Origin of the sequence: Nocardia sp. NPDC058633 (assembly GCF_042717045.1) — a bacterium.
Lineage (GTDB): Bacteria > Actinomycetota > Actinomycetes > Mycobacteriales > Mycobacteriaceae > Nocardia.
This window is the reverse complement of the sequence record NZ_JBHXRA010000003.1, coordinates 89136-114051: the sequence shown is the minus strand read 5'-3', so window position 1 is coordinate 114051 and position 24916 is coordinate 89136. Positions and strand designations below refer to the sequence as shown.

The 24916-nt window shown below is 69.3% G+C and carries 8 protein-coding genes; 5 read left to right on the top strand and 3 right to left on the bottom strand.

Going from position 1 to position 24916, the window contains the following annotated elements; genetic code table 11:
* The first annotated feature begins 56 nt into the window (after positions 1 to 56).
* From ACFWUR_RS04415 to ACFWUR_RS04405, 3 genes are read left to right on the top strand one after another with little or no spacing between them, the layout of a single operon-like run.
* Complete coding sequence (locus ACFWUR_RS04415) at positions 57 to 18143, top strand: non-ribosomal peptide synthase/polyketide synthase (RefSeq protein WP_378901750.1); 18087 nt, start codon at positions 57 to 59, stop codon at positions 18141 to 18143.
* Entirely contained in the window at positions 18143 to 20269 is a 2127-nt protein-coding gene (locus ACFWUR_RS04410; protein ID WP_378901746.1) for an AMP-binding protein, read from the top strand. The genes ACFWUR_RS04415 and ACFWUR_RS04410 overlap by 1 nt, the downstream gene beginning before the upstream one ends.
* On the top strand, positions 20266 to 20481 hold the full coding sequence (locus tag ACFWUR_RS04405) for an MbtH family protein (protein ID WP_266293539.1): 216 nt from the start codon (positions 20266 to 20268) through the stop codon (positions 20479 to 20481). Before ACFWUR_RS04410 ends, ACFWUR_RS04405 begins: the two co-directional genes overlap by 4 nt.
* A 58-nt stretch (positions 20482 to 20539) precedes the next feature.
* Here ACFWUR_RS04405 and ACFWUR_RS04400 read toward each other — a convergent pair whose 3' ends face one another.
* Entirely contained in the window at positions 20540 to 20932 is a 393-nt protein-coding gene (locus ACFWUR_RS04400) for a DUF6188 family protein (RefSeq protein WP_378901742.1), read from the bottom strand.
* 191 nt (positions 20933 to 21123) lie between these two features.
* Between ACFWUR_RS04400 and ACFWUR_RS04395 the strand changes: the two genes are divergently transcribed.
* Together ACFWUR_RS04395 and ACFWUR_RS04390 are read left to right on the top strand one after the other, a co-directional pair.
* Positions 21124 to 21645 (top strand): DUF3558 domain-containing protein, encoded by a 522-nt coding sequence (locus ACFWUR_RS04395; RefSeq protein ID WP_378901739.1) that lies wholly within the window; start codon positions 21124 to 21126, stop codon positions 21643 to 21645.
* 27 nt (positions 21646 to 21672) lie between these two features.
* Complete coding sequence (locus ACFWUR_RS04390) at positions 21673 to 22065, top strand: hypothetical protein (protein ID WP_378901736.1); 393 nt, start codon at positions 21673 to 21675, stop codon at positions 22063 to 22065.
* A gap of 140 nt (positions 22066 to 22205) precedes the next feature.
* Here ACFWUR_RS04390 and ACFWUR_RS04385 read toward each other — a convergent pair whose 3' ends face one another.
* Positions 22206 to 23621 (bottom strand): DUF1254 domain-containing protein, encoded by a 1416-nt coding sequence (locus tag ACFWUR_RS04385; RefSeq protein WP_378901734.1) that lies wholly within the window; start codon positions 23619 to 23621, stop codon positions 22206 to 22208.
* A gap of 80 nt (positions 23622 to 23701) precedes the next feature.
* Positions 23702 to 24916 (bottom strand): TetR/AcrR family transcriptional regulator, encoded by a 1215-nt coding sequence (locus ACFWUR_RS04380; RefSeq protein WP_378901733.1) that lies wholly within the window; start codon positions 24914 to 24916, stop codon positions 23702 to 23704.

The window sequence follows — 24916 nt, the reverse complement described above, 5'->3', positions numbered from 1 at the left end:
TCGTGCTGCCCGAAAACGTTCGATCTGCTGTTCTTTCGCGATACGAGGAGGCTCTGGTGCACGGTACGGAGTTGGGTGGGTACAGCGCGCGACCACAGGAAGCGCAGGTCGCAGGTCTGCCGTTTCCGCTGACTCCCGCCCAGCTGGGTGTCTGGTACGCGCAGCTGCTCGACCCCGACGTCCCGATCACCATCGCCCAGTACGTCGACATCGACGGTGAACTGGATGCCGCTGTGCTGCAGCAGGTTACGGCCGAAGCCGCGCATGCCTACGGCTCGCCGCTGGTGCGAATCGGCGAGTCCGACGGTGTGCCGTACCAGTACGTCGACCACACCATCGCGGTCGAACAAGAGCTGCCGCTGATCGATCTGCGTCACCACGACGACCCCGTCGCCGCCGCGCAGGAATGGATGCGCGCGGAGTTCGGCGCCCCCATCGACCTGCTCGCCGACCGGCTGGTGGCGGGCGCGGTGCTGCGGGTCGGGCAGGAGCGCTGGTTCTGGTATCTGCGCGGTCATCACATCGTGCTCGACGGGTACGGCGCGTTCACCAACTCCCAGCGCATCGCCGAGCTCTATACCGCGCGGATGCTGGGTACCTCGGCGCGCGAGGTGGTGCCGGGTGAGCTGTCGGTGCTGGTCGAAGGTGAGCAGCGCTACCGCGAGAGCACCCGTTTCGTCGGCGACCGTGAGCACTGGGCCCAACGCATCGCGGGCCTGGACAGCCCCACCGCGCTCGACGGCCGCACCGCGCCGCGTTCGGCGATCAACCTGGTCACCGGCGGGCGCCTGTCGGAGAAGCTGGTCGAGCGGCTGGAAACCATTGCCGCCAGCGATGATTCGACCATCTCCGCTGTACTCCTCGCCGCCTTCGCGGCCTATCTCGGCCGCCTCACCGACCGCCCCGACGCGGTGCTGAGCCTGCCCGTCACCGCCCGCACCACCGCCGTCATGCGCCGCTCGGCGGGCATGCTGTCCAACATCGTGCCGCTGCGTCTGCCCACCGGCGCGGCGGGTTCGGCCGCCACCTGGGGGGAACTGCTGCGCGCCGCGCGGGTCGAGGTGGCGGGTGCGCTGCGTCATCAGCGCTACCGGGCCGAGGACATCCGTCGCGACGCCGAAGACGACGGCCGCCCCGCCCGGCGCGCGCTGTTCGGCCCGCTCGCCAACTTCATGCTCTTCCGCAGCGACCTCACCCTCGGCACCACCACCGGCCGCTACCGGGTGCTGTCCACCGGCCCGATCGAAGATCTGAGCCTCAACGTCTACTACGGCGACCGCGACCGCGTGCACGTCGACTTCGAGGCCAACCCGCACCTCTACGACGCCGACACCCTGGCCAGGCACCACGCCCGCTTCCTCGGTTTCCTCGAGCGCTTGGCCGCTGCCGACCTGGACACCGCGCTGAGCGCGATCGAGGTGGCGACCGAGCTGGAACTGCAGGTCAGCACCCGGATCTGGAACTCCACCCGGTTCGACGTCGATGCCGCGCTCGCCGAGCGTTCGGTGCCCGTGGCGACGCTGCCCGCGATGTTCGAAGCCCAGGTCGCGCGCACCCCCGACGACGTGGCCGTGCGGATGGCGACGACATCGCGAACCGATGCCGCCCGGCATGCCGACGGCACGCCTGCCGATGACGCGGCGCTGACATATCGCGCGCTGGCTCAACGAGTCAACCAGCTGGCCCGGCGCCTGCGTGCGGACAACATCGGCCCGGAATCCCTGGTGGCACTGAGCATCCGGCGATCGCCGGACCTCGTCGTCGCGATGTACGCGGTGCTCGCGGCGGGCGCCGCCTACGTGCCCATCGATCCGGATCACCCGGCCGATCGCATCGCGCACATCCTCGCCACCGCCGCCCCGGCCGCCGTGCTCACAACCACCCGCGACGGTGCGCACGTCGACGGGCTGCCGGTGCTGGCCGTGGACGCCCTCGACCTGAGCGACTACGACGACGCCCCGCTGACCGACGCCGACCGCACCGCGCCGCTGCGCCCCGCTCACCCCGCCTACGTCATCTTCACCTCCGGTTCCACCGGCCTGCCCAAGGGGGTCGCGGTGGAGCACGCCGCGATCGTGAATCGGTTGGTGTGGATGCAGCAGACCTACCGGTTGCACGGTGTCGACGTGGTGCTCCAGAAGACCCCGATGACGTTCGACGTCTCGGTGTGGGAGTTCTTCTGGCCCTTGCAGATCGGTGCGACGCTGCTGCTGGCCGAGCCGGACGGGCACCGCGATCCCGCGTACCTGCGCCGGGTGATCGCCGAACACGGCGTCACTGTCGCGCATTTCGTGCCATCGATGCTCGAAGTCTTTCTGTCCCAACAGGAAATCGCCGAGCGCACGTCGCTACGGCTCGTCTTCGCATCCGGCGAGGCACTGCCCGCCGCGCCCGCGCAGCGGCTGCGGCTGCTGACCGGTGCCCGGCTGCACAATCTCTACGGCCCGACCGAGGCCGCCGTCGACGTCACCTTCCACGAGGTGAACGACGGCGACCGGGTCACGGTGCCGATCGGCGCGCCGGTGTTCAACACCCGGCTCCATGTTCTCGACTCACGGCTGCGGCCTGTTCCAGTCGGGGCTCCGGGTGAGCTGTATCTGTCGGGGGTACAGCTCGCCCGGGGTTATGTCGGACGTCCCGAGCTCACGGCCGGACGTTTCGTCGCCGCGCCCGCGGTGTCCGGCGGCGGGTACGGTTCCGCCGCGCACCCGCTGCCGGGTGATCGGATGTACCGCACCGGCGACCTGGTTCGCTGGACCACCAACGGTGAGCTGGAATACTTGGGGCGCACCGACTTCCAGGTGAAGCTGCGTGGGCTGCGGATCGAACTCGGCGAGATCGAAGCCGTGTTGGAGAGCGTCGACTCCACGGCACGCGCGGTGGTGACGGTCCGTGACGACGCCGGTGTCGGCGAGCAGTTGGTCGCCTACGTCGTGGAAGCCGAACCGGGCGCGGTCGCGATCGCCGATCTGCGCGAGACCGCGCTGCGCGCGCTGCCGGCCTACATGGTGCCCGCCGCGTTCGTGCTGCTCGATGCCCTCCCCGTGAACGCGTCGGGCAAGCTGGATCGTAAGGCCCTGCCCGCCCCCGCCCGCACCGTCGTCACCTACGCCGAGCCCGTCGGCCCGGTGGAGCAGACGGTGGCCCGGGTGTTCGGCGAGGTGCTCGGCCTCGACCGCATCGGCCGCGACGACGACTTCTTCGCCCTTGGCGGCAACAGTCTGGTCGCCACCCAGGTGGCGGCGCGCCTCGGCGCCGATCTCGGCTGCCGCCTCGGCGTGCGCGACCTGTTCGGCGCGACCACCGTCGCCCGACTGGCCGCCGCCATCGCCGAGCGCGCCGACACCGGCGTCTCGGCCCAACTCCCGGTGCTCACCGCGCGCCCCCGCCCGGCCCTGATCCCGCTTTCCCCCGCACAGCAACGAATCTGGTTCCTCAACCGCTTCGACCCCTCGGCCCCCGGCTACAACATGCCGTTCGCCATCCACCTGCGCGGCACCGCCGACCTTCCAGCCCTGGTCGCGGCCCTGAATGCGGTAGTCGATCGCCACGAGGCCCTGCGCACCGTGTTTCCCGCGGTGGACGCCACCGGCGGTGAGGTCGCCGAACAGGTCGTTCTCGAGCCCGGACCGAGCCGCATCGGCGATCCCATCGAGGTGTCGGCCGCCGACATCGACGCCCAGCTGGCGCGATTCGCCCGCGCCGGGTTCGATCTCGAACGCGAAGCTCCATTCCGCGCGCGTATCTTCGTCGTCGCGCAGACCACCGACACGGCTGTGGACAACTCCGCGGCGCGACGAGCCGCCGAGCCCCTCGGTGGCGACGGTGTGGTCTTCTCGGCGGACGCGCCGGGCCCGGTGGGGGAGTACGTGCTCGCTGTCGTGCTGCATCACATCGCGGCAGACGGTGTCTCGCTGCAGGTGCTGGTGCGCGACGTGCTCACCGCCTATCGGGGCGCCGCCGACGGTGCCGATCCACAGTGGTCGCCACTGCGGGTGCACTACGCCGATTACGCGCTCTGGCAGCGCGAGCTCCTCGGCGCCGAAGGTGATCCGCAGTCGCTGGCATCGCGCGAAATCGCCTTCTGGGAACGGACTCTCGCGGGCCTGCCCGACCAGCTCGAGCTTCCCTCGGCCCGTCAGCGTCCGATCGAGCCGAGCATGCGGGGCGCGCGCACCGCCTTCACCATCGACGCCGACCTGCATCGGCGGCTCGCCGAGCTGGCCCAGCAGGCGGGTGCCTCGCTGTTCATGGTCCTGCACACCGCGCTGGCCGTGCTGCTCGCGCGACTGTCCGGAACCACCGACATCGCCATCGGTACCGGTGTCGCGGGCCGCGGCGACCGCGCCATCGACGACCTGATCGGCATGTTCGTCAACACCCTCGTGTTGCGCACCGAGGTCGACCTCGCCGCGGGCTTCACCGCGGCGCTCGAGCACACCCGCGAAACCGACCTGGCCGCCTTCGCGCACGCCACCGTCCCCTTCGATCGTCTGGTCGACGTCGTCAACCCGGCCCGCTCGCAGTCGCGGCACCCGCTCTTCCAGGTGGCCCTGAACTTCCAGGCCGTCCTCGACACCACCTTCGACCTCGCGGGCTCGCCGGTCACGGTGCGCGAGATCGAGCTCGACATCACCAAGTTCGACCTACAGATCACCCTCGCCGAACGCCGCGGCGCGGCGGGCGAACCCGCGGGCATAGAAGCCCTCGCCCTCTACGCCACAGACCTGTTCGACGAGCCCGAGATCCACACTCTCGGTGCGCGTTTCGTTCGACTGCTGGCCGCGGCGGTCTCCAACCCGAACACCGCGGTCGGTGACCTGCCGCTGCTGTCGGCGCCGGAACATTCCCAGCTCACCGGCATGCGCGGAGCGCCTGTCACCGCCACCGGTCTGCTCCCCGACCTCCTGGCAACGGCCGTCGACGCCGACCCGGATCGTGAAGCGGTCACCGATGGCGAGCGCACCCTCACCTATCGCGAACTCGACCGGGCGTCCTCGCGCCTTGCCCGGGTCCTCGTCGACAGCGGCATCGGCCCCGACGACGTGATCGCCGTCGGCATCCCCCGCTCCGTCGAGTCGGTCCTCGCGGTGTGGGCGATCGCCAAGTCCGGTGCGGCCTGGCTGCCCGTCGACCCGAGCTACCCGCTCGATCGGATCACCCATATGGTGACCGATTCCGGTGCGCGACTGGGCCTTACGGTGTCGCAGTGCCACTGCGCGCTCCCCGGCCCGATCGACTGGCTGGTGCTCGACGAACTGAAGCTGATGGCCGAATGCGCCTGCCGCTCCAGTGATCCCGTCACCGACGTCGACCGCGTCCGCCCCCTGCGCGCTCAGCACCTCGCCTACGTCATCTACACTTCCGGCTCCACCGGCCTGCCCAAGGGCGTGCTGGTCACCCAGGCGGGCATCGCCGGTTTCGCCGCCGAGGAGACCGCCCGGATGTTCGGCACCGCCGACGCCCGTGTCCTGCAGGTCGGTTCCCCGTCGTTCGACATCTCGGTGATGGAACTGCTGCTCGCGGTGAACTCCGCCGCGACCCTGGTGATCGCTGTGCCCGGCCGCCACGTGGGAGACGAACTGGCCCAGTTGCTCTCGGATCAGCGTGTCACCCATGCCCTGATGACCCCGTCCGGCCTGGCCGTGCTCGACCCCGCCCGACTCGAGGCCCTTCGCATGGTGATGGTCGGCGGCGAAGCCTGCCCGCCCGACCTCATCGCCCGCTGGACCGCCGGAGAAGTGCCGCGCGCGTTCGTCAATGCCTACGGCCCTTCCGAAACCACCGTCGCCACCAACATCAGCGCACCGCTGGCCGCCGACTCCCCGCTGACCCTCGGTACGCCACTTCGCGGCATCACCCAGTGGGTCCTCGACTCGCGGCTGCAGCCGGTCCCGGTCGGTGTCGCGGGCGAGCTCTATGTCGCCGGCGCCCAGGTGGCTCGCGGTTACCGCTCCCGCGCGGCGCTCACCGCGGCCCGCTTCATCGCCTGCCCCTGGGCGCCGTCCGAGCGGATGTACCGCACCGGTGACCTGGTCCGCTGGACCGGCGAAGGCACCCTCGAATATCTCGGCCGCAACGATGACCAGGTCAAACTCCGGGGCTTTCGCATCGAACTCGGCGAGGTCGAGAGCGCTCTGCTCGCCCTGCCGTCGATTCGCCGGGCTGTCGTGCTCGTCCGGGCCGACGCGCATCGCGGCGACCAACTCGTCGCTTACCTCGTGCCCGCCGCCGTCGACGCGGCGCGTGCCGGACGCGCGGCGGAAACAGCCGACGCTCTCGATGCCGACGGGCCCGGCGAGCTGGTCGATCTCGACGCGATCGCCGCGGCCCTGCGCGGGACTCTGGCCGCGCACATGGTGCCGTCCGCGTTCGTCGTGCTCGACGAGCTGCCACTCACGCCCAACGGCAAGCTGGACCGCAAGGCCCTCCCGGAGCCGGTGTTCGCCGCGCGCGCTTTCCGGGCGCCCGCCGTCGGCACCGAGTCCGTGGTGGCCCAGGTGTTCGGCGAGGTCCTCGGAGTGGAGCAGATCGGCGCCGACGACGACTTCTTCGCGCTGGGCGGCAACTCCCTCGTCGCCACCCAGGTGGTGTCCCGTCTCGGCACCGCGCTCGGTCGCTCGGTGTCGTTGAAAGCGCTGTTCGAAGCGCCGACCGTCACCGACCTGGCCGCGCTGCTCGGCTCCACGGCAGCGGTCGCACCCCGGCCCGCGCTGGTGGCAGGCGAACGGCCGCACCGGATTCCGTTGTCCTACGCCCAGCAGCGCATGTGGTTCCTGAACCAGTTCGACGCCAAATCGGTCGCCGACAATATCGCCGCGGCCATTCGCCTGAGCGGTGCCATCGACTACGCCGCGATGAACGCGGCCGTCGCCGCGGTCTTCGCCAGGCACGAGGCGCTGCGAACCCGCTACCCCGCGGTCGACGGCGTGGCGTTCCAACAGGTGCTCGCCGCTGATCAGCTGAGGATCACCCTCGAACCGCACGCGGTCGCGCCGGTCGACCTCGACAACCGTATTCGCGCGCTGGCCGCCGTCCCGTTCGCGGTCGACCAGCAACCCCCGGTTCGTCTGCACCTGCTGCACACCGCCCCCGACGAGCACGTACTCGTCCTCGTCCTGCACCACATCGCCGCCGACGGCTGGTCCGTCGCCCCGCTGACCCGTGACGTGATGGTCGCCTACGCGGCCCACCTGGTCGGCACCGCGCCCCAGTGGACGCCGCTGCCGGTGCAGTACGCCGACTTCGCGCTCTGGCAGCGCGAGGCGCTCGGCGCCGAGGACGACGCCGATTCGTCGCTGTCACGGCAGATCGCTTTCTGGACAACAGAACTGGCAGACCTACCCGACCTGCTGTCGCTTCCCACCGACCGTCCCCGCCCTGCTGTGACCTCGGGGCGCGGTGCGCGCCATGCCTTCACGGTCCCCGCCGCGATCACCGAACGACTGCGCGATATCGGCACCCGAGCCAACTCCTCGCTGTTCATGGTGCTGCACACCGCATTCGCCGCTACTCTCGCCGCACTGTCCGGCCAGCAGGACATCGCGATCGGCACCCCGGTCGCCGGTCGCGGCGACCAGGCGCTCGACGATCTGGTCGGCATGTTCGTCAACACCCTCGTGTTGCGCACCCCGATCCGCTCCGACGCGACCTTCGCCGAACTGCTCGGCACGGTTCGCGACAGCGACCTGCGGGCCCTCGCCAACGCCGACGTCACCTTCGACCGCCTCGTCGAGGTGCTCAACCCCGAGCGCTCGACCGCCAGGCACCCGCTGTTCCAGGTGATGCTGGACTTCCAGAACAACTCCCGGACCGAACTCGAACTCGCGGGCCTGACCGCCTCGGAACTCGAGATCGACACCCGGACAGCAAAGTTCGATCTGCACCTGACGTTGCGCGAAACCGCCGACGGCCTGCTCGCCCGCTTCGAGTACGCCACCGACCTGTTCGACGCGCAGACCATCACAGATTTCGGCACCCGCTTGCTGCGGATGCTGGAGACGGTGACCGCCGATCCCGACGTCGTGATCGGCGACATCGACCTGCTCGACACCGCCGAGCGCACCCGACTGCTCGACACCTGGAACGCCACCGCGTACCCCGTCGACGAGCGCATGACACTGTCCTCGCTGTTCTGCGCGCAGGCCCAGCGCACCCCGGATGCGACCGCGGTGACCTTCGACGGGATGTCGTCAACCTACTCCGAGTTCGCGGCCGAGGTGAATCGCCTCGCTCGACTGCTGATCTCGATCGGCGTGCGCCCCGACCGCACCGTGGCCCTCGGCATACGGCGCTCGACCGACCTGGTCGTGGCCATGTACGCGGTCCTCGCCGCGGGCGGCGCCTACGTGCCGCTCGACCCGGACCACCCGGCCGAACGCATCGCCCAGGTGATCGCGGCCGCCGACCCGGTGTGCGTACTGACCCGCGCGATCGACGACATCGACTTCGGCGCTGTGGAGTCGGCCGCCGCGCGCCCCGCGATCCTCGATCTCGAACAAGTCGATACGGCGGACTACTCGTCGACACCGATCACCGACGCCGACCGGCTGGCCACCCTCGCTCCCGGCAACGCCGCGTACCTGATCTTCACCTCCGGCTCCACCGGCAAGCCCAAGGGCGTCGTCGTCACCCACGCCGCGATCGTCAACCGCATGGTGTGGATGCAGGACGCCTACCGCCTCACCCCCGCCGACGTCGTCGTGCAGAAGACCCCCGCCACCTTCGACGTGTCGGTCTGGGAGTTCCTCTGGCCCCTGCAGATCGGCGCCCGCCTCGTGCTGGCCCTGCCCGACGGCCACCGCGACCCGGCCTACCTGGCCCGGCTGATCGACGCCGAGCAGGTCACCGTCGCCCACTTCGTCCCGTCGATGCTCGCGGTCTTCGTCGCCGCGCTCGACGAGGCGGATTCCCGCGGCGACGCGGCGATCGCGCAGGCCGCGACCACCGAGTCCGGCGCCGGAAGCTGCGCCTCGCTGCGCCTGGTGTTCGCCTCGGGCGAGGCACTGGCGCCCGCTCCGGCACATCTGTTGCGTGAGCGCACCGGTACGGCTGTGCACAACTTGTACGGCCCGACCGAGGCCGCGGTCGACGTCACCTTCCACGAGGTGATCGACGCCGACACCGTCTCCGTCCCGATCGGCGCACCTGTGCACAACACCCAGGTGTACGTCCTCGACGGTCGCCTGCGCCCGGTCCCCGTCGGCGTTCCCGGCGAGCTGTATCTGGCAGGCGCGCAACTCGCGCGAGGCTACGCCGGGCGCGTCGATCTGACGGCGGACCGCTTCGTCGCCAACCCGTTCACTCGCGCCGAGCGCATGTACCGCACCGGCGACCTCGTCACCTGGACGCCGAGCGGAGAACTGGAATACCTGGGCCGCACCGACTTCCAGGTGAAGTTGCGCGGTCTGCGGATCGAACTCGGCGAGATCGAGGCCGTACTGTCCGGGCTCGCCGAGGTCAGCCAGGCCGCGGTCGTCGTCCGCGACGAGGTGCTGGTCGCGTATCTCGTCACGGCACAGCACCTCGACGTGGACGCGGTGAAGTCCGCCCTGCTCCGCACACTGCCCGCCTACATGGTCCCCGCGGCCTTCGTCGTGCTCGACGGGTTCCCGCTCAACAGCTCGGGCAAGCTCGACCGGAAGTCGCTGCCCGCGCCGAGTTTCGAGACAGCGCGGTTCCGCGCCCCGTCCACCCAGGTGCAACACATCGTCGCCGCGACCTTCGCCGCGGTGCTCGGCTTCCCCGCCGACCGCGAAGTCGGCCTCGACGACGACTTCTTCGCCCTCGGCGGCAACTCGCTCAACGCCACCCAGGTCGCGGCCCGCCTCGGCGCCGCCCTCGATACCCAGATCCCGGTTCGACTGCTGTTCGACGCACCGACCGTGGCCGAGCTGGCCGAGCGGTGCACCGCACTGCGCGGTACCGGTGGGCGCCTCGAACTCACCACGCGCGAACGCCCACAACGTATTCCACTGTCGGCGGCGCAGCGCCGGATGTGGTTCCTCAACCGCTATCTCGCCGACGTCGACGGTATCGGCGACGCCGTCGACAACATCCCCGTCGCGTTGCGCCTCACCGGCGACCTGGATGTCGCTGCCCTCGAAGCCGCACTCGCCGATGTGATCACCCGGCACGAAACCCTGCGCACCAGCTACCCCGACGGGCCGGAGGGCGCCGAACAGCTCATCTGCGACACCACTGAACTCACCCTGCGGCCCGAGGCGATCACCCAGGCCCAACTGCCCGCACGCCTCTTGTCCTGCGCTGCGGTCCGATTCGATCTCACCACCGAAATTCCGTTGCGCGCGGCCCTGTTCGCGGTGAACGGCGAGCACGTGCTGGTGCTGGTGGTCCACCACATCGCCGCGGACGGCTTCTCGCTCGGTCCACTCGCCGCCGACCTGATGGTCGCCTACGCGGCGCGGCGCACCGGCGCCACCCCCGCGTGGTCGCCGCTGCCGATCCAGTACGCCGACTTCGCCCTGTGGCAGCACGAAAACCTCGGTGCGGCCACCGATCCCGCCTCGCTCGCCCACACGCAGCTGGCCTTCTGGCGTCGCGGCCTCGCCGGTCTTCCCGAGCAGCTCGAGCTGCCGACCGACCGGCCCCGCCCCGCTGTCTCCACCTATCGCGGCGCCGTGCACCGCTTCCAGATCGACTCCGATCTGCACAGCGAACTGCGCGAACTGGCGCGCAAGCACGAGGCCACCCTGTTCAGCACCGTGCACGCGGCACTCGCCGTGCTCCTGGCCCGGCTGTCCGGCAGTGGCGACATCGCCATCGGCACCCCGGTCGCTGGCCGTGGCGAGGCCGCCCTCGACGGCCTGATCGGCATGTTCGTCAACACCCTCGTCCTGCGCACCCAGATCGATCCGCGCGCCGAGTTCGAGACCGCCCTCGACGCCGTCCGCGCGGGCGACCTCGATGCGCTCTCGCACGCCGACATCCCGTTCGAGCAGGTCGTCGATGCCCTCGACCCGGCGCGGGCCCGCAACCGCCACCCCCTGTTCCAGGTGGCACTGGTGCTGCAGAACTTCACGGTTCCCGCGCTGGCGGCCGCCGACCTGCGAGTCGAGCCCATCGACGTCGACGCCGCGGTGGCGAAGTTCGACCTGCAGTTCACCGTCGGGGAGTCCGACGACATCGACGGCCGCGCGAACGGCATGTCCATCGAAATCGCCTACGCCACCGATCTCTTCGACGCCGACAGCGTCGCCGTGCTGGCCCGGCGCTTCGCCCAGGTGCTGGCCGCCGTCGTCGCCGACCCGACCGTGGTGGTCGGCGACATCCAACTGCTCAGCGCCGAGGAACAGCAACGCACCCTGCACGAGTGGGCGTCCACCGGGGCTTCGGTGGCTGCCGCAGACACCATGGTCGACCGGTTCGCTCGCGCCGCGGCCCTCGGCCCGAACGCCGTCGCCGTGAAGGCGGGCGAGACAGCCCTCACCTACGCCGAGCTCGATGCCTGGTCCAACCGCCTCGCCCGACGTCTCGTCGCCGCAGGCGTCGGACCGGAATCTCTGGTGGCGGTGGCACTCCCGCGCTCGGTGGAGTTGCCCGCCGCATTGCTCGCCGTGCTGAAGGCAGGCGGCGGTTACCTGCCGATCGACCCCCATTACCCCGCCGATCGCATCGAATACATTCTGGACGACGCCCGCCCGCACTGCGCCATCACCAACCACGACTCGGGCCTGGCGCGCGACTGGTTCGGCGGCCCGGTCATCGACCCCGCCGCCGACAACCTGTCCGACTACGACGCCGGACCCCTGACCGACGCCGACCGGCGGGCACCGCTGTCACCGGCCAACGCCGCCTACGTCATCTACACCTCCGGCTCGACCGGCCGCCCCAAGGGCGTCGTCGTCGCGCACGGGAATGTCGTCGCCCTGCTGGACAACACCGCACGGCGATTCGGCTTCGGTCCCTCGGACGTGTGGACGATGTTCCACTCCTACGCCTTCGACTTCTCGGTGTGGGAACTGTGGGGCGCCCTGCTCCACGGCGGCTCGGTCGTACTGGTCGACTACTTCACATCCCGCTCGCCCGAACAGTTCCGCGAACTGCTGCGCACCGAAGGCGTCACCGTCCTCAATCAGACGCCGTCCGCGTTCTACCAGCTCATCGCCGCGGAGTCGGCCGACCCCGTGCCCACCGAATATGCCCTGCGCACAGTCATCTTCGGCGGCGAGGCGCTCGAGCCCCAACGCCTGGCCGGCTGGTTCGCCCGCTACCCGGACTCGCCCCGCATGGTGAACATGTACGGCATCACCGAGACCACCGTCCACGTCTCCTACCGCGAGATCACCCCCGACCTCGGCCCGGCCAGCGTGATCGGCAGTGCCATCGCGGGACTCGCGGTGCGCGTGCTCGATTCTCGCCTACGTCCCGTTCCGGTCGGCGTGCCCGGCGAAATCTATGTCTCCGGACCGCAGTTGGCGCGCGGCTACGCGGGTCGCCCGGAACTGACGGCGAGCCGGTTCGTGGCCGACCCCTATGGTCCGCCCGGATCCATCGCCTACCGATCGGGCGACCTCGCCCGCTGGACGGTGGTGTCCGATGGTGCGGGCGCGGTACCCGAAGTCGATCTCGAATACCTGGGTCGCGCCGACCAGCAGGTGAACCTGCGTGGTTTCCGCGTGGAACTCGGCGAGATCGAGGCGGCACTGCTGCGCAGCTCGGTCGCCCCGCGCGAGGTCGCGGTGCTCGTTCGGACCGATCTGGTCGACGAGCCGCGGATCGTGGCCTACCTGGTCGCGGAGTCCGCCGACCTCGACACCGCGGCCCTGCGCAAGGAGCTGGCGCGGACCCTGCCCGAGCACATGCTCCCGGCCGCCGTCGTGCCGGTGGACCGCATCCCGCTCACGGTCAACGGCAAACTCGACCGCGCCGCCCTTCCCGTCCCCGTCTTCGAGACCAGCGCCTACCGCAGGCCTGCCACCGTCACCGAGCAGATCATCGCCGACGTCTACACCGAAGTACTCGGTCGTGCCGACGACCAGCCGATCGGCGCCGACGACGACTTCTTCGCCCTCGGCGGCAGCTCGCTGCTGGCAGCCAAGGCTGTCGCCCGCATCGGTGCGGCCCTGGATCGGCGCGTCGGTGTGCGCACCCTGTTCGAGGCGCCGCGCGTCACCGAACTGGCCGCGGCCGTCGAGGCTCAGTCGCGCGTCGACCGGCCCGCGCTCGTCGGCCGGGCCCGCCCCGAGATCCTTCCGCTGTCGCCGGCACAGCAGCGCATGTGGTTCCTCAACCGCTTCGACCGCGCGTCGGTGGCGTACAACATTCCGTTCGCGCTGCGCCTGAGCGGTGCGCTCGATACCGGTGCGTTGCAGGCCGCGATGGCCGACGTGGTCGCCCGGCACGAGTCACTGCGCACGGTGTACCCGGTGTCGCGTGGCGCGGGTGCCGACCTCGACGGCACCCCGACACAGATGATCATGGCTGCCGCCGACGCCGCTCCCACGCTGGCGCCGATCGAGGTGACCGACGCCGACCTGCCCTCGGCGATTCGCGAACTGGCCGAGACCACCTTCGACGTCACCACCGAGGTCCCGGTGCGCATGCGCCTGTTCCAGGCGGCCGACACCGAGTTCGTGCTCGCCGCCGTCCTGCACCACATCGCCGCCGACGGCTCCTCGATCGCCCCCTTCGTCGCCGACCTGATGCGCGCCTACACCGCCCGGCTGGCCGACACCGCACCCGGGTGGGCACCGCCGGCCGTACAGTTCGCCGACTACGCGCTGTGGCAGCACGACCTGCTCGGCGACGAGGCCGACGCGCAATCCCTTGCCGCCCAACAGGTCAGCTACTGGCGTACGCAGCTGGCCGGACTGCCCGATCAGTTGGCGCTGCCGACCGACCGGCCCCGCCCAGCTCGCCAGAGCCTGCGCGGCGACAAGGTGAGCTTCACCGTCGACGCCGACCTGCACGCCGCGCTGCTCGCCCTCGGGCGCGGTCACGGCGCCACCCTGTTCATGGTGGTGCACGCGGCCTTCGCGGCCCTGCTGGCGCGGGTCTCCGGTACCGCCGACATCGCCATCGGCACTCCGAACGCGGGCCGTGGCGAAGCCGAGCTCGACGAGGTGATCGGCATGTTCGTCAACACCCTCGTCCTGCGCACCCCCGTCAGGGGCGACGCGCCGTTCACCGATCTGCTCGTCGCCGCCCGCACCGCCGACATCGCCGCGTTCTCCCACGCCGATGTGCCCTTCGAGCGGTTGGTCGAGGTGCTCAATCCGGCCCGTTCCACCGCGCGGCACCCGCTGTTCCAGGTCGGCTATTCGTTCCAGAACCACGAGCGCGCCGACCTGGAACTTCCCGGCCTCACCGTGTCGGCTATCGAATTCGACTCCGGCGTAGCGCAGTTCGACCTGCACCTGTTCGCCCTGGACAACTACACCGACGAGGGCGCTCCGGCGGGAATCGAGATGGCACTCGGCTACGCCACCGAGCTGTTCGACGCCGAGACAGCCGAGCGTTTCGCCGCCGCGCTGCGCCGGATCCTCGACGCCGTCATCGCGGCACCGGGTACCGCCGTCGGTGATCTCGACCTGCTCGGCGCCGATCGCACCCTGCTGCTCGAGACCTGGAACGACACCACGCACCCGGTCGAGCCGACCACGCTCGCCGAACTGGTCGCCCGCCAGGCGCGGCGAACCCCTGGTGCGCTCGCGCTGGTGGACGACGAAACCGGTGAGTCCCTGGACTACGCCACCTTCGACGCCCAGGTCAACCGCGTGGCCCGGCTCCTGATCTCCGAGGGTGTCGGCCCGGAACGCACCGTCGTGCTGGCCATGCGCCGCGGCATCGATCTCGTGATCGCCATGCACGCCGTCGTGCGGGCGGGCGGGGCGTATGTGCCGATCGACCCCGACCATCCCGTCGACCGCATCGCCTACATCGTCGCCACCGCGGCACCGTTGTGCGTGCTCACCACCGCCGCCGACGGCCTACCGCTGTCGGTGGACGTTCCCGTTTTCGAACTGGATCATCGGGCGCTCCAGGAGCTGTCGACCGAGCCGGTTACCGATGTCGAGCGCATCACCGCACTGCGCCCCGAGCACCCCGCGTACATCATCTTCACCTCCGGCTCCACCGGCCGCCCCAAGGGCGTCACCGTCGCGCATGCCGCGATCGTCAACCAGCTCGCGTGGCTGCACGACCGCTTCACCATGACCACCACCGACCGCGTTCTTCTGAAAACCCCCGCCACCTTCGACCTGTCGGTCTGGGAGTTCTGGTCCCCCTTGACCTCCGGCGGCGCCCTGATCGTCACCCGCCCCGGCGACGAGCGCGACCCGGACCGGTTGCGCGCCACCATCACCCGGCACGGCGTCACCGTCCTGCACGCGGTGCCCTCGCTCGTCGGCATGCTGCTGACCACTGAAACCGCTCCCGCACTGCACGATTCGCTACGCGCGGTCCTCGCCATCGGCGAAGCGCTGCCCGTCGCCACGGCCGCCCAGTTCCGTGCCAGTGGCACCACCGCCGCGTTGCACAACCTGTACGGCCCGACCGAGGCCGCGGTCTCGATCACCGAATACGAAGTCGCCCAAGACCTGTCGCATGTGGTTCCGATCGGTGCCCCGGCCTGGAACAGCGCTGTCTACGTCCTCGACGCGCGCCTGCGGCCGGTCCCGGTCGGCGTAGCCGGCGAGCTCTACCTGGCCGGCGACCAACTCGCCCGTGGCTATCACGGCCGCCAGGCTCTCACCGCCGACCGCTTCGTCGCTGATCCTTTCGCGACGGCCCGCACCACCGCGACGGATGTGGCGGTCACCCGCTCGCTCGGATCGCGGATGTACCGCACCGGCGACATCGTGCGCTGGCGCGCCGACGGCACCCTCGAATACCTCGAACGCGCCGACTTCCAAGTCAAGATCGGCGGCTTCCGCATCGAGCTCGGTGAGGTCGAGACAGCGCTGCTTCGCTGCGCCGGCGTTCGCGCCGCGGTCGCCGTGGCCGAGACCGACGAGCGAGCGGGCGCTCGCCTGATCGCCTACGCGGCGGTCACCGACCTGACCCCCGGCGAGGAACAGACCATCGCGGCCCGACTGCGCGGCGAACTCGCCGCCGAGCTGCCCGCCTATATGGTCCCCGCCGCCCTGGTGGTGCTCGACGCGCTGCCCCTCAACGCCAACGGCAAGGTGGACCGCACCGCCCTGCCCGCGCCCGAATTCGTCGAGGCCGCCTTCCGCGCCCCGGTCACGGCGGTCGAACAGCTCGTCGCCCAGACCTTCACCGAGGTGATCGGTTGCTCGACCGTCGGGCTCGACGACGACTTCTTCGCTCTCGGCGGCAACTCGCTGATGGCAACCCGCCTGACGGCCCGCCTCGGCGCCGCACTCGGCGCCCATGTGGCGGTAGCCGCGGTCTTCGACGCGCCGACGGTGGCCGCGCTGGCCGAGCACCTCGCCACCTCCGACCACGCGGGGGCTCGCCCCCCGCTGACCAAGCGCACCGGTGCGGGCCCCGCGGTCCTCTCGCCCGCGCAGCAGCGCATGTGGGTGCTGCACCAGCTCGCGCCACAGTCCTCGGCCTATCACATTCCGGCCGCGCTGCGCCTCACCGGCGACCTCGACCTACCCGCACTGCAAGCGGCCGTCGCCGACGTCCTGGCCCGCCACGACACCCTGCGCACGCGGTACCCCGACACCGCCGAGGGACCGGTCCAACAGGTGATGCCCGCCTGGTCCGCCGCCGTCGACCTCGCTCCCATCCCGGTCGCCCCCACCGATGTCGAAGCCCGGATCGCGGCGCTCGTCGCCCAACCCTTCGACATCACCGCCGCGCCCCCGATCCGGGTCGCCCTCTACCGCCTCGGCGACAACGATCACGTCCTCGTCGTCGTGGTGCACCACATCAGCGCCGACGGCTACTCGATGGACCCCCTCACCCGAGACCTCGTGCGCGCCTACGTGGATCGCAGTCGAGGACTCGAACCAGGCTGGGCGCCATTGGACATCCAGTACGGCGACTTCAGCGCCTGGCAGCGCGACCTGCTCGGCAACGACACCGACCCCGACAGTGTGCTCACCCAGCAGCTCGCCTACTGGACCCGCGAACTCGCCGGTGCGCCCGAACTGCTGACCCTGCCGACAGACCGCCCCCGCGCGGCTCGACGCGAAATGCGCGGTGCGACGATCGAATTCGAGCTCGACACCACACTCACCCGAAGCCTCGACGCCGTGGCACGCGCCCACGGAACCACGCTGTTCACCCTGGTGCACAGCGCGCTGGCGGTGCTGCTGGCCAAGCAATCGGGCAGCGCCGACATCACCATCGGCGCCCCGGTATCGGGTCGCGGCGCCCGCGAACTCGACGACCTGGTCGGCATGTTCGTCAACACCGTCGCCCTGCGCACCGAGATCGACTCGCGCGCCGCGTTCACCGACCTGCTGGCCCAAGCCAAGCGCCGCGACCTGGCCGCCCTCTCCCACGCCGACGTCCCGTTCGAGCAGGTCGTCGACGCCATGGGCCGCGCCCGCACCGGCGCCTACACTCCGCTGTTCCAGGTGATGCTCACCTTCCAGAACATGCCACCGGCCGGTATCGACCTACCCGGGCTCCACGTCCAGACCATGGATCCCGGCCTCACCGAAGCCAAATACGACCTGCACCTCACCGCGCTACAGCGCTACGCCGACGACGGCTCCCTGAGCAACCTCGATTGCCACTTCGGTTACGCCACAGATCTTTTCGACGCAGCGACCGTGCGAGGCCTGGCCGAACGATTCCGCAAAGTCCTCACCGCCGTCGCCACCGATCCCACCGTCGCGGTGCGCGCGATCGACCTGCGCACCGACGCCGAAAAGACCCCGACCACCTACACAATCGCCGACCTTCCGGGCCTCGTCGGTTCGGCAGCTCGGCTCGCGCCGGCGACCGTGGCATTCACCCACGGCGAGCACGCCATCTCCTACGGAGCACTCGACGCCAAACTCGCCGCGGTGAGCAGGGCGATGGGCGCGAAGATGAAACCCGAGGCGCTGGTGAACGTCGCGCTGGCCGGCCTCGTGCCCGGCGTGCTCGCCGCACTCGGCGCCGCGGGTCTCACTTCCACTCTGCAAACACTGGTGACCGATGCTGCCGCGGTAATCGCCGAGGCAGGGTCGGCTGACGACTCGGAAGGACAACTCTGATGTCGCACACGGATTCGGTCACGACCGCCGCCACCCTCGCCGCGCTGCTGCGTGACCTGGACGGCGATCGACCACGTGACCCGGCGACCCTGCTCGCCGCCTTCTCCACCTACGCCGAACGCGAGCCCGACACGCTCGCGGTGCGCGACGGCGAAATCGAGCTCACCTACGGCGAATTGGCCGAGCGAGTGGACGCGTTGGCCGCTTCCCTCGTCGAACACGGTGTCGGCCCCGAAACCACTGTCGCGGTGTCGCTGCCACGCTCGGCGGAACTCGTTGTCGCCGTGCACGCGGTACTCGTCGCGGGCGGCGCGTTCGTCCTGCTCGACCCGGCCGGCCCCCACGACCACCAGCGACGCGCCGCCGACCTGGCCGCGCCGACATTGATCCTCACCGCCGACGGAACGCCGCATCCCACCGGTTTCCCGGTGCTGCGCACCGACGCCACCGTCGAGGTCGCCCCCGATGAGCTACCCGGGCCTGGTGCGGACAACCCGGCCTACCTGGTGGTCGATGTCGTCGCCTCGACCGCCGTCGTCGTCGGACACCGCGCCGCACAAGCGAATTCGAGCTGGCGTCAGCGGCTGTGCGGCATCGGCAACGGTGACTCGGTGCTGTGGCACGCGCCGTTGACCGGACAGGCCGCGGTGGGGGAGATGCTGCTCGCGCTGCAGAACGGCGCCACGCTGGTGGTCTCGCCGTCGGCGGTGCTGGCCGACGCGATCGCCGAAACCGGTGTGACCGCAGGCTGTTTCGACCATGCCGAGCTCGCCGAACTGGCGGCGTTGCCCGATGCCGAGGAACGCCTGGATTCGCTGCGCGTGGTGCTCGGATCCGGAGGGTCGCTCCTGGCGAAAACCGCCGCGGCCCTGCGCTCGGTGAGCGGAGCGACCCTGTGGCACGTCTACGGCAGGCCCGAGACCGCAGGCGAGTTCGTCGCCCACGAGGTGACCGGCGCCGACCTGGAGGTCGTCCCGTTCGGTTCGGCCGCCGACGATGTCGAACTGCTGATCCTCGACGAACACCTGTGCCCTGTCGAGGACGGCGAGATCGGCGAACTCTACGTCTCCGGCGTGCAGTTGGCGCGCGGTTACATCGGCAGGCAGGCCACCGCCGCGACCTTCCTCGCCAACCCGATCGGTCCGGTGGACGACCGGATGTTCGCGACCGGCGACCTGGTGCGTCGCAGGCCGCCGGGCGACGCCTGGACCGCGGAGATCGAATTCGTCGGCCGCATCGACGACGGACCCTTTGCCCCCTCGGCGGGACTTCCCGGCGAACTGCTGCTCGACGAGTTCGAAGCCCAAGCCGCCGCGACCCCTTTCGACCCGGCCGTCGTCCATGCGCCGAGCGACGGCCCGACGTCGATCATCACCTACGGTGACCTCGACCGGCGCACCAACCAACTGGCCAGATACCTCACCGCGCTGGGCATCGGACCGGAATCGACTGTCCTCGTCGATGTTCCACGCTCCGTCGAGCTCATGGTCGCCACCTACGCGGTCCTCAAAGCCGGTGGCGCCGTGGTGCCGATCGACACCGCGAACCCGCTGCCCCCACCGGTCGTCAACCCGGCACTGGCACTGACCGTCGTCGCTCGCGAACACCTCGGTGCCTACGACATCCCGACCGTCACGGTCGACGGGGTGGACCTGTCGACCTACTCCAGCGAACCGATCGCCCGAGGTGAACATCGCGCCCCGATCCTGCCCCAACACCCCGCCTTCGTGCTGTTCCCGCCCGGCACGACGCACAGCGTCACCATCAGCCACGCCGCAGCGGTCCACCGGGTCACCGCCATGCAGGCCCGTCACAACCTCACCACCCGCGACGTCTACCTGAACCAAGCCGACTCCGGCGACGCCACCGCCTGGCACGGCTTCCTGCTCCCCTTGCGCGTCGGCGCGACCGTGGTCCTCACCGAACCGCCCGATCCGACCCGGTTAGCCGCCCTCATCACCGCCTACGGCATCACCACCACGGACTTCACCCCTCATTTCGTGGCCGTCGACCCCACCCACCGCGACCGGCTGTTCCGCACCAGCGACCTCGCCCAGCGGGAAATCGACGGCACCCCAGCGACATTGGCCCACCTCGGCACGCTGATCAGAAAGGCCACCCCATGACCAATCCGTTCGACGACGACAACGCCCAGTTCTACGTCCTGGTCAACACCGAAGGCGAACACTCTCTCTGGCCCACCTTCGCCGCCGTCCCCGGCGGCTGGACAGTAGCCTTCGGCGCCGCCCCCCGAACCTCGTGCCTCCACTACGTCGAATCCCACTGGCTCGACATGCGCCCCAACTCTTTGATCGCCGCCATGTCCAACAAACCCTGATCCGACCTCGCCCACAGAGGGCTGGCCCCGTAGTCGAGGAGGATCTGCTGTAGCTCGATCACGTGCCTTCGCGGGACGACCAGATGGCAAATTCTCCCCCCGGTGTGCTGATCACCCGATATCCATTCGATCCGACGATGCCCCAGGATTCATATTTTTCGTCTATGGGAACGATTATCGCCGCGCCGGAATCGAACTCCATAATCAAGCCATCGACTTCACTGGCATCGGCTCGTACTACAGATGAGTCGATAATGGACCGTAGCTCTGAGCTCAGACCGGCGTAGTCGTTGGGCGGTGCACCCAAGAGAATCCCGTTTGGGGTGCGAAAAGTAAGCTTACCCTCGATCTGCAATTCGAATGCGGTCGGCGAACCCATTCGGATTGTCGCGGTATATCCCAGTTCAACCGCAGAGACGCGCTGCCCTATTGCTTCTAATTGCAGTTCCATGATCACCAACCGTATCTGGCAACGACTCGTTGCTCGAGATGGTGGTGCCGCCATGCTCAGGAGGGTGCGCCCACTCTGGATCGGCTAGGGTGCGGACGTCTACGTCGCGACGGGTACGGAGCTTGGGGAACCGAACGGGGTTGGCTTGCGTCTAAGACATCGAGCGGTGTTGTGCGGAACAGGGAGAGATCATGCGGCTGGTCGGGTTGGTGGTTGGGGGATGCGCTGTGCTGGCGCTCGCGGGGTGCTCGAAGGGGGTGGACGGGCAAGCGGAGGCTAGTGGGGCTCCGTTGACCAAGGAGCAGTTGTTCGATCCGTGTGGGGTGCCGGAGAGTGCGCTGGTTGCGGCGGGGGCTGATCCTGCGTCGAAGGACGACAATCCATTCTCGGTGGGGCGCGAAGATTGGAAGGGGTGTGACTGGGAGGCAGACGACTACTTCATCGGGCTCATCTCCACCACGCATACCCTCGATGAGTTTCGTACGAACGATCGTTTCAGCGGCTTTCGTGATGTCACGGTAGATGGCCGAAGCGCGGTGCAGCACTACGTCGGCTCACAGTCACCACCGAATGAATGTCAGATCACATTCGACACGAGCCAAGGCCTGGTTTCGGTATCGGCTATGAGGTTCTTGAGTAGCAAGTCGACGATTGACCCTTGCCAGTGGGCGACTGCTGCTGCTCCACACTTTGTCGAGTTCTTGCCGCGATAACTTCGTAGGTCAGTAAGGAATCTTCCGATGGCAGATGTGAACGAATTAGCCAACAAATTCCAGACCCTCGCCGGCGAGGCTGCCGCCGGCCGCCTCGTCATTGAATATGACGCTGCTGAACGCTGCGCCAAGTGGTGCGACGATTACATCGATGACCTCAACAACCTCGCGCGGCGTACCCAGCGCATGGTCACAATCGACTCTTTCGGAAATCTGAACTCCGCCAAGGCACTTGGCAAAAAGTTCGCAGACCTTGCCGAGGGGGGACCGGGTACCGGCTCGTACTCGGACGCGGCTCGCCAGCACATCGAGATCCTCACCCAGATGGCCGACATGTACCGCAAAGCCGGTGCCGCATACAAGAATTGCGACGAAGCCACTCAGTTGGCCATCAAGCAGCAGACCAACAAGCTCGACTGAGCTGTGCCAGGTCAGAGGATCGGCGGCACGGCACGGATTGAGCTAGCCCTCCCCGCAAATCGCCACCGAGCGTGGGGGACTGAAGAACGCCTCGTACGTCACGCTTTTCCTCGGCCAGTCCTCGCAGGGCGCGACCCAGCTCAGTCGATGCAGGTCAGGGGTGGTGGTTCCCACTTGCCCTCGAGTGCTTCCTCGCGGGGTGCGTAGAGGCGGAGGGTGAGGGAGAAGTCGCCGGTCGGGGGGATGGGGAGCCAGTTGCCGGTGGGAACGGTGGGGCGTGGGTCCTGGTGTTGGACAGCCAGTTCCACGCTGCCGTCGGGGGCGCGGACGGCGGCGGGGTAGTGGCCTACCGAGTAGATCGCGTCGGGGTTGGGGACCAGGAAGCCCTGGGGGTCGTAAGCGGTGATCGAGGTGAAAGCTTCGACGGGGGGCCACTGGCCTGGTTCGAAGCGGATTCGGTAGCGGAGGGGGCGGCCACGGTCGTCGGTGCTCGGGGCGTCCAGGTTCGCGTAGAGGATGTCGCGGATGGGGGCCAGGGCGGGGGAGCGTTTGGTGGTGGCCGCGCGGCGCAGGTAGTCGGTGCCGAAGGTGCCCAGGTCGACGGGGATCTCCCAGCCGTTGGCGTGGCGGGCGGTCGGGTCGGTCCACTCGGCGATGCGGCGTTGGGCCCGGCGAACCGCTTCGTCGAGGACTTCGGCGGGTTGGTCGTCGACCACTCCGCCGGGCTGTACGCCGATCGAAGCCAGTTCGCTCATCAGGGGCGCGTCGGCGGCGGCGGGGGGATCGGCCAGCATCATCCGACACAAACGGTTGAGGTAGGTGCGGCCGTCCAGGGCGGTGATCCGTTTCGTCGGCGGCTCCGATCCGCGATCGATCGGGTGCACGCGGCTGACCGTGCGGTCGAGTTCCCCGCGGTTCCACGCGCTCAGCGCGATCAGCTTCAGTCGCTGCTGCCACTGGTTGACCGTCGGCGCGTCCTGGACGCCGTTGATCTGGATCCGTCCGACGATCGTGCACAGCGTCGAGGGCATGTGCAGCCGGGTCGTCCCCGAGGGCAGCTCACCGCTCCACTGCGGCCCGGTGACGACGTAGGTGAAGGGCGGTCCGTCGGCGCCGACGGTGGTCCGTGGGTCTCTGCTGGTCAGGTCGTGCACGGTGTTGGCCCAGCCGTCGACGAGCTGGAACAGCCAGAACCGGTCGGGTTCCATCCCCGGGATCTGGAGCACCATCGGCTCTTCGGTGAGGTCGAGCCAGGCTTGCGAATACACCATGTCGTGGCTGAGCCGGGCCACCCCGCGATCGTCGGGATCGGGCAGGACGCTGTGATCGATGGAGTTGGTGGGCCCGCTCGCCGCGCGCATCAGGTCCAGCATGATCATCGGATAGCCGAAGACGTAGGCGTCGATCGCCAGGGCGAGCACGTCCGGCTTGCCGGTGGTGTGTGTCGAGGAGGGCGTCGACTCGTCCCCGCACCCGGGCAACGCTGCCGAGGCGGCCGCCGCGGCACCGAGCCCGAGCAGCGTTCGCCTGGTCAGCGCACCCGTGCGAGGATCCATTCACGCTCCGTTCGACGGCCTGATCGCCGAGCGTATGCGGGGTCGAGAACGGTCCGCCTCATACGCAATGGGTGAAATGATCAGCCGAGCAGCACCCGCCGCATCAAGAATCCCACCCTGGCCCGGCCCGCGATCGGGTCGTCGCCGTAGCCCTGACCGAGGTCGATGACCATCGCGAACGCCGCGTGTACCAGGAATCGCGCCTCGGCCGCGGAGAGCTCCGGTCGCTGGTCGCGTACCAGCCGCGCCCATTCCTGCACGCTCAACCGTTGAATATTGCGCAGGACGGCACGTTCCTCGGCGGGCACGTGCCCGAACTCGGCGTAGTAGACGACGGCGAGCGCCCGCTCGTCGAAGGTGTCGGCGACGAACTGCTCGATCAGCACCCCCAACGCCGCGCCGCTGTCGGGCGTGCTCGCGACCGCGGGCCCGATCGCCCCGGACACCCGATCCGCCGCGCGCCGGAACGCGGCGGCGAGGATGTCGCTCTTGCCGCGATAGAACCGGTACACCGCCGACGCCGCCGACAACCCCGCTGCCGAGGCGATGTCCTCCACGCTCACATTCGGGTAACCGCGTTTGTGGAACAGCTCCACCGCTTTGCGCAGCAGCAGTTCGTGTTTGAACGAATCCGGGATCTCGGCGCGAGCGCCCTGCTCCGAAAAAGCCGCGGCGGGAGGCAATTCGGTGGCGGTCAGTGCCATGCACGCCGAGCCGAGCAATTTGTGCAGCGTGCGAACGGGCAGTGCCGCGTGGTGATCGGCGATGCTGGTGATCACACCGAGAATCGCGGTGGAGACCATGCGCAGCTCGGCCGCGGTCAATTCGGGGCGCAAGAACGCCAGTTGACCATCGAGCGCGAGCAGCACCGAAGTCTGCTGCTCGTCGAGGATCATCCGATCCGCCGGTTCGAGATAGCGGCCCTCCCACCGCACCAGGCGCACCGTGGCCCGATTCTCCACGGTCGCCCCGATCAGCCCGGTCAGCATGTGGCGCAACGTGTGCGCCGCGGGCAGCGTGTCCTCGGCCGGCACCACGATCGACGCGGTGAAGGACTGCCCCACCCGAAGTAACTCCTCCCGGAACAACGCGTACTTGCTGGGATAGTGGCGATACAACGCGGCCGAACTGATACCCAGCCCGGACGCGATGTCCTCCATGCTCACTCCGTGATACCCGGCGGCCCCGAACGCCACCGCCGACGACGCCGCGATCTGCGCTCGACGATTCTTCGGCCGCCGCCGCACTTCGGACCCAGCTACCCCACGTGCCCCACGAGTCTCGCTGACATTCAT